This window comes from Streptococcus sp. oral taxon 431 (assembly GCF_023110115.1).
Lineage (GTDB): Bacteria > Bacillota > Bacilli > Lactobacillales > Streptococcaceae > Streptococcus.
This window is the reverse complement of sequence record NZ_JALDVP010000004.1, coordinates 43,200-55,925: the sequence shown is the minus strand read 5'-3', so window position 1 is coordinate 55,925 and position 12,726 is coordinate 43,200. Positions and strand designations below refer to the sequence as shown.

Below are 12,726 nucleotides of genomic sequence, written 5' to 3'. Positions count from 1 at the left end.
TTTGTTTCTGCATCTTTCAGGAAAATGGTGTATACTATATGTAAACGATTTCAAAGGAGACCATTATGGTGAAGACATTTTTTATCCCAAATAAACAAAGTATTTTAGGAGAACAGGAGATTCTTACAGCTAAATCAATTTTAGGCTTAGTAGATGGCTTAGAGTCACATAGTTATGATGCTGTTTACCTCCGTCAACCTCTCAATCGCCTTGAGTATATCGAGTGTGGAATCGTAGGCAAGTCTCAATTTCTCTTTAAAGTTCGATATCTAGATGCTCAAAAAGGCTATCAAGTAATCATTCCTGACTTGATTACAAGAGCTGATTGGGAGATTGTAGAAGCCCTCTTACAAGCCTTGTCTAGCAAGGTTGGTGAAGCTGTTGAAGGATTGGCAGACTTTGATTTGGAAAACTATTTCCAAGAAACGGTTAAGAGCTATCTAGCGGATAAGGCTGCTCGTTTAGGTTTCTGTCAGGGTATTCTATCAACTATTTACTTTGATAAGAAGGATTTGGAAAGTTTCTTGGAAGAAGATGGCTTGGCACGTTTTGAAGAGTTGGTCAAGAAAGTTCAAGGGTCTGATGCCTATCCTTCCAGTGCTAAATTCTATCCAGATGGTGAAGGTAAGGTTCATGGGGTCTATCACCTAGCTCAGGGAGTAAAAACCATTTTGCCAAAAGAACCGGTGATTCCTGCTCCTTACGTTGAGCAATTGGTAGGCAAGGAACTTGTTTGGGAGATTGATTTGGTAAAAATCTCTGGGGATGGCTCAAAACCAGAAGATTATGAAGCGATAGCTAGACTGGATTACCAAGCGTTTTTAGGAGCTTTGCCAAAAGAACTTTATCAGGACTTAGATGCTAACCAAGTAGAAGTAGGCCCTGTTTTAGGTGAAGATTTTGAGAACGTAGTAAAAGGTAACTAGAGGCATAAATGAAAGATATTGGTTTTAAATAATGTGAAAAGGCAGATCGTTTGATCTGCTTTTTGTGGACACAAAAAAATCCTGTCAGAGTGACAGGATTTTATCTTACATAAAAGCAAGGATTCGAAGATAGTCAAAAACAAGAGCCATTTCTGCTAGAAAGAAGAGAAATAGTACACCACCGTTGACTAGGAAAGCTAAGAGAAGGCGATAGAAGGGATCGGTTTGACTATCCTTGCTAGGTCTTGAGATGAAGTAGAGATTGGCCAAGAGAGTCAGACCAATGCTAATCAAGCAAAGCAATACTGCAAATCGTAGACCATTAAAAAGAGCGAAGAAACTAGCAATACCTGTTAAGAGAACTGGGATAGCCAAGAGTCTGCTATGTGCTTGAAAGGATCTTTCTAATGTCCAATCACTGTCCTGGTCGACAAAACGTTTGACTACGAATCCACCCATAAGAATTGAAAAGAAGAAGAGACTTGTCGCTACTAGGATGGAGAAGACCGAGAAGAGATTGAGAGACGGGAATTGTTCCATGAAGTGAGCATCGATGCTTGCCATACGACCATAGTAGCCTTGTTTGGCGTGATAAACTATAAAGAGAAAACTTGTAGCAGAAAAGATAGTTAGTAGTGCAAATGCGTTATAACTATGTTTTTTATCTGAACCAATGCTTGCTGTTGGCTCTTTGAGAGCACCTTGTAACCAGACCCAAAAATCAGCCAATTCTTCTTTGAAGATTGCAGTTTTTGTAGGGACAGGATCTGGGACAAATGGACTTTCCAAAGATTTGCTAGGCTGAGGTGCTTCCTTAACGGGTTTTTCTGCTTGGTCTGTCTTTGTTGCCAGTTCTTCTTGTTTTTCAGTCTCTACAGGTTCTTCTGACTTGTCTGTCTTTGCAACGATTTCTTCGTGTTCGTCACTCTCTACTTTCTCTAGGTCAGCTTCTTGTTCTTCAGGATTGGCTTGAAGGCTTTCTTCAACCACTGGCAATTCTTCTTTTTCTTTTAACTCTTCTTGGGGAATGACTGGGTCAGATGGGTTATCTTTTTTCTCATTGTTGGCTGTTTTCTCGAAATCAGCACTTTCGAACCATTCTTGAGTCATGATGGGACCTCCTTTTTATTTCTTGTTTGAGTAGTAATGATTAACTATTATTCATGATCTCTCGAATTAGGTGAGCGATCCGGTTCGTCTGGAATGTTGATATCTTGACCTGCCTTTGCAACGAGGAGATCTTGCGTATCTTTTTTCTCTACTTTGTAAGGATTGGAGAATTCTTCGTCATGATTTACATGATTCCCCTGGACATGATTCACTCCTTCTCGAGTTCGATGATAAATAGCTCCGTATTCTGATGAGAGATTGAGATTGATTCGTTCAAGCTCTTTTCTTGATAACATGAGCGATATGTCATTTTCTGCCTCGAGTTCTACCTTACCGTGCACTTGGATGTCGTCAGCAGAGATATGTTCATGTTCTGCTTGGATACGGCTATCTGTTAGACTTGTTCCAAATACATTGACAATTCCAGTTGTGGTCAGTTGGCTATTTTTAATCTCGCTATTAGTGATACGAAGAAGAAAGCCATTTGACTGAATTTTGGCATTGCTGAGTTTTACATCGGCAATCGAAAGGACACCGTGGTCGACCTGAGCAGTTATGTTTTTTAATTCTCTTCCTTTTGGTAGTGATAGAACGACTTCGTCATTACGTCTAGAGACTCCGTTTGCGATAAATAGGATTCCCTCGATACTAGAACCCACAGAACGACGTGTAGTTGACTTGGTGTCTGAAATCTCAAGAGTTTTTTCTTTGATAGAATTTTGAAGATTTTCTTTTTCAGAGAAGGTTGGATGATACTGGATGTGGATCTTGTCATCGCTAGATTCTCTAATGACTAACGAATGTTCTGTCAGTGACATGTTAAGATTTTCAATATCTTGATCAAAAACGAGCTCTTCCATTCGGCTCTCAAAGACTGGTTTTTGTGACATTGCAAGGAGGCTTCTGACACCATCGGTTTGGATGCCGATGATCATCATGGCAAAACCGATGATACTAGTAACAACACCAAAGATAAGAAATCCTTTTGTTAATTTACGCATGACTTTCACCTCTCTTTCCTCTATTAAGAATCCATTGAATAAGTCGAAGGATTAGTAATCCAAAGAAACGGGTTACATAGGACGTTGCCAGCAGAACTAAAGATGAAGCTCCAATAGCTAGTAAACCTCCACCAAAAATCAGCATAAAAGCAGATGTCGATTCAGCCAGAACGTAGAAGCTTTCAAATAGGAGAACGCCTCCTAGGATTAGTCCAGCTGCTGATATAGCAAAGAAGGCTAAAAGTACACTAACCGCAGCGATAAAAATCCCGATGATAGCCATGAGAAGACCAATCCCGACTGGAATCCCAATAGGTGCAGCCAGAAGTGCGAGGATTGCGATTTGTAAAACCTGACGGTTGTTCTTATTGGAATTTTCTTCGTTGATTTTCTTATCAAGAAGTGTAGTCAGGATGTCATGCGCAGCCTCTTTTGGACTACCGAGGCTAGCTATGAGTTCTTCCTCACCTTCTGGACCGGCATCATCAAAGAGTTCTTTGAAGTAGTCCATGGCTTCGATACGATCAGATTGAGGAAGCTTCATCAGATAGGCTTCAAGCTGATTCAAATATTCAGTTCTTGTCATGGCGAACGCTCCCTTCTATGATGCCGTTGATAGTGTCAGTGTAGAGTGTCCACTCTTCTCTGAGTACAAATAGTTGCTCCTCCCCAATCTCTGTTAAGGAGTAGTATTTCCGCTTCCGACCTTGGTATTCGCGAGAGTATGTAGTCAGATAGCGGTTGGTATCCAGTTTTTTCAAGATGGGGTAGAGGGTAGATTCCTTGATTTTGGCAATGAGTTTAATGGTTTGGCTAATCTCATAACCGTAGGAATCCCCTTGTTCTAGAATGGCCAAGATGAGAAATTCAATCAAAGCCGCTGATATCGGAAAATACATGGGGCACCTCCTTTTTAGTATATAAAAATTTTATATATAATTATTCTACACATACATCATACATCTAAATGGAAACGCTGTCAAGTAATATGTATAAAATTTTTACATATAAAAAATCTTCTAGTGAAAACTAGAAGATTAGAGGATTTTATCTGCTCGATCCACCATAAAGAGGGCGACTGTCATGATGATATCAATAACTAGAAGAGCCAGTACAGCTGGGATCCAGGAATGGAACATGTCAAAGCTGTAACCAAAGAGGGCTGGGCCAATGGCTGCCAAAATGTAGCCGCCGGTCTGGGCAAGTCCAGACAATTGGGCTGTCTTTTCAGGGGAGCTTGTTTTGATGGAGAAGCAAACCATGAGATAAGGGAAAAGAGCGCTACAGGCAGTACCAATCAAGAGATGCGCTACTAACCAGTAGAGGAAACTCTTGCTCGGGTATAAAAGCATGGCAATTCCAAGCAATCCAGCGATAGAGATGACTGTCAGCATGATTTGACGGTGACGATTGGACAAACGAGTCGTTAAACTTGGAATAGTCATCGAGAAGGGGATACTAGTCAGAGAAAAGATAGAAGCTAAAAGACCGGCATCTGTGTGAGATAAGCCAGCACTGATTGCCATGGTAGGTAACCAGGTCATACTGGTATAGAAGAGTAAGGACTGAAGCCCACCGAATACAATAATAGCCCAAACTTCCTTGTTTTTTAAGATATTCTCTTTTTTTTGTTTTTTCTCACTTCCTTTTAGAAAATGATTGTGACGATGATTGGGGAACCAGACAACTAAAGTTAGTAAGCAGACCAAGGATAAACAGAGAATCAAGCCTTTCCAGGATGTTGCCTGAGTAATGGGGACTGAGAGATAGGAAGCAAGAGCCGTTGTAATCCCCATAGAGGTCACATAGATGGTTGTCAGAAAGCCAATTTTTTGTGGGTGATTGGCCTGAATGGCGCTAGGAAGGAGCACGTTAAAGATTGCAATACTTGCTCCGATGAGTAAAGTCCCTAGATAGAGTAGAGGAAGATTAAAGATACGAATCACTGAACCGATGGTCAATACGATAAGACTATAGGTGAAAAGGTGCTCGAGTTCAATTTTTTGAGCCAAACGAGTCGCAAAAGAGGAGAAGAGGGCAAACATCAAGAGAGGGAGACTGGTCAAAACACCAAGTGAACTAACTTCCACGCCTAAACCTTGGGCAATATCTCCCAAAATAGTTGGTAAAGCTGTGAAAGGAGCTCTTAAGATCGCTCCAATTAAGATAATTCCTAGAATAAAAAAGAGTGATCGTTTTTTCATGTGAACCTCAATAAGCTGATTTTGATAACAGCTTATTTTAATTTTTTTTCCTAAAGATGTCAAGTTGACCTGACGTGATTCGCTACGTAGTCGATAGAAATCATAGTAAGGAAGGACAATATATTTACTAGTTTTTTTCTGGGATTCAAATAAAAATAGGAAAGTCTGAAAAATTGTGATAAAATAGTGAAAGAAAATCTATACATTGGAGAACTACTGTGTCTGAAAATCGTAAATTTAGCGTCCTGATGTCAGTCTATGTTAAAGAAAATCCAGTCTTTCTAGAAGAGGCGGTAGAGAGTATCTTACATCAAACGCTCAAACCTAGCGAAGTGGTAATCGTCGAAGATGGTCCGCTGACACCTGAACTGTATCAAGTTTTGGAGAAATTGGAAGCACAGTCAAGTATTCCAATCAAACGTTGCCCACTTGAGCAAAATCGTGGCTTAGGTTTAGCGCTTCAGTACGGTGTCTTACAGTGCCAATATGACGTCATTGCTCGTATGGATACAGATGATATTGCTGTTGAAGACCGTTTCGAACAACAGTTCGAATTGATGGAAAAAGAAAACTTGGACCTGCTAGGTGGTCATATCGCAGAGTTTATCGACCAACCTGACGAGATTGTGTCTTACCGTCGTGTACCGACTAAGCATGAGGATATCATTGTCTACCAACGTATGAGAAGTGCCTTTAATCATATGACTGTTATGTTCAAAAAAGATATGGTTCTCAAAGCTGGTAACTACGAGGATGGCCTTTATATGGAAGATGATCTTCTCTGGCTCAATATGATTAGCGCTGGAGCTCGAACTGGAAATGTGGATCAAATTCTATGTAAGGTGCGCGTGGGAGCAGGGATGTTTGAACGCCGTGGAGGTCTTCGCTATCTCAAACTCTATCGCCAAGCGCGAAAGAGAATGCACGCTCGTGGACAGATTTCTTATGGCGAATATCTGAAAAGTGTTTTAATCCAAGTTGTCGTTGCCCTATGTCCAGGATTTGTGCGACAGTTTATATTTTTGAAACTTCTAAGAAAAAGCAAGTAATGTCTAGCTGATAGGCTTTTAAAACTATATCTTATCACTGCTAGAAAATGTGATTCTGTGTAGGAGGATACCATTCACATGAATAAAAAAATAACAGATTACGTAATTGATCTGGTTGAAGTATTAAATAAACAACAGAAACAAATATTTTGGGGATTTTTTGATATTGCCAGTATGGTCTTATCAATTATTGTTTCCTATATTCTATTTTATGGCTTGATTAATCCAGCCCCGGTAGACTATGTCATTTACACAGGTCTAACCTTCCTTTTCTACCAACTGATGATTGGATTCTGGGGGCTTAATGCTAGCATTAGTCGATATAGCAAAATAACAGATTTTATGAAGATTTTCTTCGGAGTAACTATCAGTAGTATCTTATCTTATGTAATCTGCTATGCTTTCTTGCCACTCTTTTCTATCCGCTTTATCGTACTCTTTATCCTATTAACAACATTCTTGATTTTACTTCCTCGTATCACTTGGCAGTTGATTTACTCAAGACGTAAAAAGGGAAATGGAGCTGGAGAACACCGTCGTACCTTCTTGATTGGTGCTGGTGATGGTGGCGCGCTCTTTATGAACAGCTACCAACATCCTACTAGTGACCTTGAACTAGTTGGGATTTTGGATAATGATGAAAAGAAAAAAGGACAAAAACTTGGGAAAATCCCAGTTTTGGGTTCTTATGATGATCTACCAGAATTGGCTAAACGCTACAGAGTTGAAAAAGTTATCGTTGCGATTCCGTCTCTAGATCCATCTGAATACGAACGAATCCTGCAAATGTGTAACAGTATCGGTGTAAAATGCTTTAAGATGCCGATGATTGAATCAGTTGTGCAAGGTATCCAGCCTCAAGCAGGTGGTTTCCAGAAAATTGATATCACGGACCTGTTGGGACGTAAAGAGATTCAGCTTGATGAATCACGTCTGGGTTCTGAAATCACTGGCAAAACAATCTTGGTGACTGGAGCAGGAGGTTCGATTGGTTCAGAAATCTGCCGTCAAGTTAGTCGATTCAATCCCGAACGTGTCATTTTGCTCGGTCATGGAGAAAACTCTATTTATCTGATTTACCATGAATTGATTCGCAAGTTCCAGGAAATTGACTTTGTTCCTGTCATTGCTGATATTCAAGATTACGATCGTTTGCTTCAAGTTTTTGAACAGTACGAACCAGCGATTGTTTACCATGCTGCAGCCCATAAACATGTTCCGATGATGGAGCGTAATCCAAAAGAAGCCTTCAAGAATAACATCCTCGGAACTTATAATGTTGCTAAGGCAGTTGACGCTGCTCGAGTTCCAAAAATGGTCATGATTTCGACAGATAAGGCCGTTAATCCACCAAACGTAATGGGAGCAACTAAACGTGTGGCTGAGTTGATTGTCACTGGATTTAATCAACGTAGCCAATCTACCTACTGTGCGGTTCGTTTTGGTAATGTACTCGGTAGCCGTGGTAGTGTAATTCCTGTCTTTGAACGTCAGATTGCTGAAGGTGGGCCTGTAACGGTGACAGACTTCCGAATGACTCGTTACTTTATGACCATTCCAGAAGCTAGTCGCTTGGTGATTCATGCGGGCGCTTATGCAAAGGATGGAGAAGTCTTTATCCTTGATATGGGCAAACCAGTACGCATTTACGATTTGGCTAAGAAAATGGTTCTACTCAGTGGTCATACTGAAAATGAAATTCCAATCGTAGAAGTAGGTATTCGCCCAGGTGAAAAACTATACGAAGAGTTGCTTGTATCAACTGAGCTAGTTGACAATCAAGTAATGGACAAAATCTTTGTCGGTAAAGTAAATGTAATGCCTCTTGAGATGATCAATGAGAAGATTGAAGAGTTCCGTACCTTGCAAGGTTCTGAATTGAAGAGAGCAATCATAGCTTTTGCTAATGAAACAACACATGCTGACTAAAAATAGATAAGATACTATCTGCAACTTCTGTTTATGAGAAAGAGCGGATAGTATCTTTTTTCTAGATTTCGAGAGACTTTCAGAGTTTTTTGAACAAACTTGTTATTATTGAACAGATATGGTAAACTATAGTAAATAAAAAAATAGGGAGTAACTTATGATTAACGCAATTAAAAATTTCTTTAAAGGTTATGTAGATTTTTCAGGACGTTCAAGTCGCGCAGATTACTGGTGGATTTGGTTGGCAAACATTATCCTTTCTATTCCTTTCTACATGGTATACGGTGCTGCAATGGCAAATCCGGATAGCGAAGCTGCTGTTATGACTTTGGGTCTTTTCGTATTTATTTATCTCATTTTTGGGCTAGCGGTTTTATTGCCTGGACTTGCATTGACAGTTCGTCGTCTACGCGACGCTGGTTTCCATTGGGCACTCATCTTCGTTGCATTTGTTCCATTTGTTGGAAGTATCGCTCTTTTGGTACTTCTAGCTATGCCAACAAAGGAAACACTATAAGATTAACTATCTGAAGAATGCTACAAGGACGAAGAATTTTCAGCCTTGTCGAATAATTTGCTAACACTCCCAGGTCTTTTACTAGATTTGGGAGTGTTCTATAACTGTACAGTTTAGTATCTACTGATAAAAGTTGGGAGTATCATATGATTAACGCAATTAAAAATTTCTTTAAAGGTTATGTAGATTTCTCTGGACGTTCAACACGTCCTGATTACTGGTGGATTGGGTTGGCAAACATTATCCTTGCTATTCCTTTTGACATAGTCTACGGTAGTGCAATAGCAAATCCAGATAGCGAAGCTGCTATTATGACTTTGGGTCTTTTCATATTTATTTATTTCATTTTTGGTCTGGCACTTTTCTTGCCTCAACTTGCATTAACAGTTCGTCGTCTGCGTGATGCTGGTTTCCATTGGGCACTCATTTTCGTAGCATTTGTTCCATTTGTTGGAGGTATCGCTCTTATGGTACTCCTAGCTATGCCGACAAAGGATTAAATATAAGTTCAACTATCTGAAGAATGCTACAAGGACGAAGAATTTTCAGTCTTGTCGAATAATTGGCTAACACTCCTAGGCCTTTTACTAGATTTGGGAGTGTTCTATAACTGTACAGTTTAGTATCTACTGATAAAATAAAAAATGGGAGTATCATATGATTAACGCGTATAAGAATTTTTTTAAGAATTATGCAGAGTTCACCGGTCGTTCGACGCGTCCAGATTTCTGGTGGGTTTGGTTAGGAAACCTCATCCTTTCTATTCCTTTCTGGATTATCTATTTCTACATTGTATATCTTAGTACTGTGATGGATTCAGTGAGCGATTCAGCCAGCGAAGCTACTTTCATGGCTTTTGGTTTAGTTGCTATTATTTATGCAGTTTTCTACCTAGCAATCTTAGTACCGACTTTGGCTTTATCAGTTCGCCGTTTGCGTGATGCCGGATTCCACTGGGCCTTTATCTTCCTTCGCTTTGCCCCAATGGGAGGGATAGCTCTTTTGATTCTTTTCGCTATGCCGACAAAAGAAACTGAAGTGGTAAACTATAGTGAATCTCAAGCAGTCAAAAATGAAGAAGCCATCGAAGATACACCGTTCGAAGAATCAGATAAGAATTAAGAGATTCTTGTTTTACGGTTGGATCTTGTCTGGTAGTCCTTGCCCTTGTTTAAGATATAATATGGAGTATCCTATGATTAACGCTTATAAAAATTTCTTTAAAGGGTTTTTAGATTTCACAGGCCGTTCAACGCGTCCGGATTTTTGGTGGGTTTGGATAATGAATACTATTTTGTCCATTCCTCTTTATATTACCTATTTTCAGGCTGTCTTCATTGAAGAAGAAGTAGCAGACCCTATCGCAAGTGTGGGAATTCTGAGTTTTTATATCATTTTTTATCTAGTGATATTCATACCGAGTATCGCTCTAAGAGTTCGTCGTTTACGTGACGCAGGCTTTCACTGGGCCTTCATATTTCTCGCTTTCGCTCCAATGGGAGGATTTATTCTTTTAGTTCTGCTGGCAATGCCAACCAAGGAAGTAACTAGCCAATAAATGACAGATCAAAGCAAGAACAAATTAAAAACACTCCAATTTAATTGGAGTGTTTTTTGTTTAGGATTTCAATTATAGTTGACGAAAAATGTCTGCTGGTTGATGTGCAACCCAGTCAGGTTGATAGGTCATGAGATCCTTCTCGTCACCAAATCCCCAAGTAACAGCTAGTTTTTTAATGCCAGTTTCTTGGGCGCCAATCATATCAAACTTAGTATCTCCGATAAGGACCACTTTTTCTGGGTCCAAGTTATGAGTTGCCAAAGCTTGACGAATGACATCTGCCTTATGCACTGCTTGAGGACTTGAACCATAGATGCCGTCAAAGAAATGATCGATTTCAAAATTAGCTGTCATATGGACTGCTGTCGGAGTATTTTTTGTTGTCGTGATATAGAGAGGATATTGTTGAGCTAGTTCAGTGAGTAGTTCCTTGATTTGTGGAAAAAGCTGGGCTTCGTAAACTCCCTTTTCTTTATAATAGGAACGATAAAGTTGGATAGCTGTCTCGATTTGATCTGCAGGGAGACAACTAGCGAAACTAGTTTCCAAAGGAGGTCCCATAAAACCACGGATGGTTTTTGCGTCTGGACTAGGGACTCCCAGTTGTTCAAAAGTATAGGTGAAGCCATTGTGAATACCGATAGAGCTGTCCACAAGGGTTCCATCTAAGTCGAAAAAGATGGCTGATAAGGATGACATTGATTCTCCTAGTAATCTTGAAATTATTCGCCGAAGATTTCTTTTTGAAGGCGACGGCCTGTCGGTGTGGCTGCGAGACCACCTTCGGCAGTTTCACGAAAGGCAGTTGGGAGACTAGAGCCTACTTGATACATGGCATCAATGACTTCATCAACTGGGATTTTTGATTCGATACCGGCTAAAGCCATATCGGCTGCGATGAAGGCGAAGCTTGCTCCCATGGCATTACGCTTAACACATGGGACTTCAACCAAACCTGCAACTGGATCGCAGATAAGACCGAGCATATTTTTGATAACGAAGGCAATAGCCTGGCTCGCTTGGTAAGGAGTTCCACCTGCAGCTAGAGTTAGGGCAGCAGCGCTCATGGCAGAGGCAGATCCAACTTCTGCTTGACAGCCTCCTTCGGCTCCTGAGATAGAAGCGTTATTAGCAATGACGAGCCCAAAAGCACCCGCAGCAAAGAGAAAATCTAGTTGTTGTTCATGCGTTAAATTTAACTTTTGAATAGCAGATGTGAGAACTGCAGGAAGACAACCTGCGCTACCTGCGGTTGGCGTCGCACAGACAAGGCCCATCTTGGCATTGTGCTCATTAACGGCAATGGCGTTACGGGCAGCAGATAAGACAGTGAAGTCTGATAAGGTCTTTCCTTTTTTGATGTAGTGGTCGAGTTTAGCTGCATCACCACCAGTCAAACCGCTACGAGATTTATTCTCATTGAGCCCGAGCTCGACAGAAGCCTTCATGACTTCAAGATTTCGTTCCATGAGGAGGAGAACTTCTTCGCGTTCTCGGCCAGTTAGCTCATACTCAGTAGTAATCATGAGCTCAGCAACATTACCTTGAAAATCTAGTTCAGCTTGTTCAACTAATTCTTTGATAGAGTAAAACATATTTTCTCCTATTGAAAGAAATTGACATTGTGCAAATGAGGAATTTTACGAATTTCTTCGATAGATTCTTCACAGTTGCGACTATCAACTTCTATAATCATGATGGCTTTCTCCCCGGCCTTTTCTCGGGTCACATTCATTTGGGCGATGTTAATGTCAAAGCGAGACAGGGCCTCTGTCACATGAGCAATCATACCCGGGACATCCTGATGAACGATGATAATAGTAGGGGTGTTCATGTTGAGAGATACGGCAAAACCATTTAATTCTGTCACCTGGATATTTCCACCACCGATTGAAATTCCTGTTACGCTGATAGTCTTACGATCGTTCTTAACAGTGATTTTCGTAGTATTTGGGTGGGGAGCATTACTGTCCTTTTGGATGGTCCACACGATTTTAATGCCACGCTTGTGGGCGATTTCTAAACTATTTGGAATTTCAGGGTCATCCGTATCCATTCCCAAGATACCAGCTACAAGGGCAAGGTCTGTCCCGTGTCCACGATAGGTTTTTGCAAAAGAGTTAAAAAGCTGGAATTCAACCTCGGTTGGAGTATCATCAAAGATAGATGACACGATTTTACCGATACGAACAGCTCCTGCCGTGTGACTACTAGATGGCCCAATCATGACTGGTCCAATGATATCAAAGACAGATTGAAAACGAAGTGATTGCATCTGTTTCCCCTTAAAAAGATTCTTACTTCTATTATAGCAAAGATTAGATGTAAGTGCTTAATTACTTTCTGAAATATACAAAAAGATTAAAATGCTTTTATAACAAGGGTTTTGTAACAAAAAGTGGCTTTTTTAAGTAAATAAATCACAGTTC

At 40.4% G+C, this 12,726-nt stretch carries 15 protein-coding genes; 7 read left to right on the top strand and 8 right to left on the bottom strand.

Features of this window, described 5'->3' with window-relative positions:
* The first annotated feature begins 65 nt into the window (after positions 1-65).
* The gene (locus M1F91_RS06490) at positions 66-926 is read left to right on the top strand and encodes a DUF4299 family protein (RefSeq protein WP_247913054.1); all 861 of its coding nucleotides are present in this window, start codon (positions 66-68) and stop codon (positions 924-926) included.
* 105 nt (positions 927-1,031) lie between these two features.
* Here the strand turns inward: M1F91_RS06490 and M1F91_RS06485 are convergent, their stop codons facing one another.
* The 5 genes from M1F91_RS06485 to M1F91_RS06465 all read right to left on the bottom strand — a co-directional run bounded on the left by M1F91_RS06485 (position 1,032) and on the right by M1F91_RS06465 (position 5,241).
* On the bottom strand, positions 1,032-2,036 hold the full coding sequence (locus M1F91_RS06485; RefSeq protein ID WP_247913053.1) for a DUF6574 domain-containing protein: 1,005 nt from the start codon (positions 2,034-2,036) through the stop codon (positions 1,032-1,034).
* Positions 2,037-2,083: 47 nt separating this feature from the next.
* Entirely contained in the window at positions 2,084-3,037 is a 954-nt protein-coding gene (locus M1F91_RS06480; RefSeq protein WP_247913052.1) for a DUF4097 family beta strand repeat-containing protein, read from the bottom strand.
* Positions 3,030-3,623: a DUF1700 domain-containing protein gene (locus tag M1F91_RS06475; RefSeq protein ID WP_247913051.1), complete on the bottom strand. Its 594-nt coding sequence runs from the start codon at positions 3,621-3,623 to the stop codon at positions 3,030-3,032. The genes M1F91_RS06480 and M1F91_RS06475 overlap by 8 nt, the downstream gene beginning before the upstream one ends.
* Positions 3,610-3,936 carry a PadR family transcriptional regulator gene (locus M1F91_RS06470; protein WP_247913050.1) on the bottom strand — a complete coding sequence of 109 codons (327 nt, stop codon included), beginning with the start codon at positions 3,934-3,936 and terminating at the stop codon, positions 3,610-3,612. The genes M1F91_RS06475 and M1F91_RS06470 overlap by 14 nt, the downstream gene beginning before the upstream one ends.
* A 138-nt stretch (positions 3,937-4,074) precedes the next feature.
* Entirely contained in the window at positions 4,075-5,241 is a 1,167-nt protein-coding gene (locus M1F91_RS06465) for an MFS transporter (protein WP_247913049.1), read from the bottom strand.
* Between the two features lie 218 nt (positions 5,242-5,459).
* On the opposite strand from M1F91_RS06465, the gene M1F91_RS06460 reads away from it, so the two are divergent.
* The 6 genes from M1F91_RS06460 to M1F91_RS06435 all read left to right on the top strand — a co-directional run bounded on the left by M1F91_RS06460 (position 5,460) and on the right by M1F91_RS06435 (position 10,294).
* Positions 5,460-6,290, top strand: a complete 831-nt coding sequence (locus M1F91_RS06460; RefSeq protein WP_247913048.1) for a glycosyltransferase — start codon at positions 5,460-5,462, stop codon at positions 6,288-6,290.
* A gap of 78 nt (positions 6,291-6,368) precedes the next feature.
* Positions 6,369-8,219 (top strand): nucleoside-diphosphate sugar epimerase/dehydratase, encoded by a 1,851-nt coding sequence (locus tag M1F91_RS06455; RefSeq protein WP_247913047.1) that lies wholly within the window; start codon positions 6,369-6,371, stop codon positions 8,217-8,219.
* Positions 8,220-8,376: 157 nt separating this feature from the next.
* A complete protein-coding gene (locus M1F91_RS06450; protein WP_036756309.1) occupies positions 8,377-8,736 on the top strand; it encodes a DUF805 domain-containing protein in 360 nt (119 codons plus the stop codon).
* 146 nt (positions 8,737-8,882) lie between these two features.
* On the top strand, positions 8,883-9,236 hold the full coding sequence (locus M1F91_RS06445) for a DUF805 domain-containing protein (protein WP_247913046.1): 354 nt from the start codon (positions 8,883-8,885) through the stop codon (positions 9,234-9,236).
* A 157-nt stretch (positions 9,237-9,393) separates the two neighbouring features.
* Positions 9,394-9,858 carry a DUF805 domain-containing protein gene (locus tag M1F91_RS06440; protein WP_247913045.1) on the top strand — a complete coding sequence of 155 codons (465 nt, stop codon included), beginning with the start codon at positions 9,394-9,396 and terminating at the stop codon, positions 9,856-9,858.
* Positions 9,859-9,931: 73 nt separating this feature from the next.
* On the top strand, positions 9,932-10,294 hold the full coding sequence (locus M1F91_RS06435; RefSeq protein ID WP_247913044.1) for a DUF805 domain-containing protein: 363 nt from the start codon (positions 9,932-9,934) through the stop codon (positions 10,292-10,294).
* Positions 10,295-10,366: 72 nt separating this feature from the next.
* Here the strand turns inward: M1F91_RS06435 and M1F91_RS06430 are convergent, their stop codons facing one another.
* Genes M1F91_RS06430 through sdaAB form a run of 3 tightly spaced genes read right to left on the bottom strand, consistent with a single transcriptional unit; the run spans position 10,367 to position 12,572 of the window.
* Positions 10,367-10,996: an HAD hydrolase-like protein gene (locus M1F91_RS06430; RefSeq protein ID WP_247913043.1), complete on the bottom strand. Its 630-nt coding sequence runs from the start codon at positions 10,994-10,996 to the stop codon at positions 10,367-10,369.
* 23 nt (positions 10,997-11,019) lie between these two features.
* The gene (gene sdaAA / locus M1F91_RS06425; RefSeq protein ID WP_247913042.1) at positions 11,020-11,892 is read right to left on the bottom strand and encodes an L-serine ammonia-lyase, iron-sulfur-dependent, subunit alpha; all 873 of its coding nucleotides are present in this window, start codon (positions 11,890-11,892) and stop codon (positions 11,020-11,022) included.
* Positions 11,893-11,900: 8 nt separating this feature from the next.
* The gene (sdaAB, locus tag M1F91_RS06420; RefSeq protein ID WP_006151069.1) at positions 11,901-12,572 is read right to left on the bottom strand and encodes an L-serine ammonia-lyase, iron-sulfur-dependent subunit beta; all 672 of its coding nucleotides are present in this window, start codon (positions 12,570-12,572) and stop codon (positions 11,901-11,903) included.
* Positions 12,573-12,726 lie beyond the last annotated feature (154 nt).

Excerpts from the sequence above, each read along its gene's own strand:
- M1F91_RS06490 (WP_247913054.1), top strand. The coding sequence starts at position 66 with ATGGTGAAGACATTTTTTATCCCAAATAAACAAAGTATTTTAGGAGAA.
- M1F91_RS06485 (WP_247913053.1), bottom strand. The coding sequence starts at position 2,036 with ATGACTCAAGAATGGTTCGAAAGTGCTGATTTCGAGAAAACAGCCAAC.
- M1F91_RS06480 (WP_247913052.1), bottom strand. The coding sequence starts at position 3,037 with ATGCGTAAATTAACAAAAGGATTTCTTATCTTTGGTGTTGTTACTAGT.
- M1F91_RS06475 (WP_247913051.1), bottom strand. The coding sequence starts at position 3,623 with ATGACAAGAACTGAATATTTGAATCAGCTTGAAGCCTATCTGATGAAG.
- M1F91_RS06470 (WP_247913050.1), bottom strand. The coding sequence starts at position 3,936 with ATGTATTTTCCGATATCAGCGGCTTTGATTGAATTTCTCATCTTGGCC.
- M1F91_RS06465 (WP_247913049.1), bottom strand. The coding sequence starts at position 5,241 with ATGAAAAAACGATCACTCTTTTTTATTCTAGGAATTATCTTAATTGGA.
- M1F91_RS06455 (WP_247913047.1), top strand. The coding sequence starts at position 6,369 with ATGAATAAAAAAATAACAGATTACGTAATTGATCTGGTTGAAGTATTA.
- M1F91_RS06450 (WP_036756309.1), top strand. The coding sequence starts at position 8,377 with ATGATTAACGCAATTAAAAATTTCTTTAAAGGTTATGTAGATTTTTCA.
- M1F91_RS06445 (WP_247913046.1), top strand. The coding sequence starts at position 8,883 with ATGATTAACGCAATTAAAAATTTCTTTAAAGGTTATGTAGATTTCTCT.
- M1F91_RS06440 (WP_247913045.1), top strand. The coding sequence starts at position 9,394 with ATGATTAACGCGTATAAGAATTTTTTTAAGAATTATGCAGAGTTCACC.
- M1F91_RS06435 (WP_247913044.1), top strand. The coding sequence starts at position 9,932 with ATGATTAACGCTTATAAAAATTTCTTTAAAGGGTTTTTAGATTTCACA.
- M1F91_RS06430 (WP_247913043.1), bottom strand. The coding sequence starts at position 10,996 with ATGTCATCCTTATCAGCCATCTTTTTCGACTTAGATGGAACCCTTGTG.
- sdaAA (WP_247913042.1), bottom strand. The coding sequence starts at position 11,892 with ATGTTTTACTCTATCAAAGAATTAGTTGAACAAGCTGAACTAGATTTT.
- sdaAB (WP_006151069.1), bottom strand. The coding sequence starts at position 12,572 with ATGCAATCACTTCGTTTTCAATCTGTCTTTGATATCATTGGACCAGTC.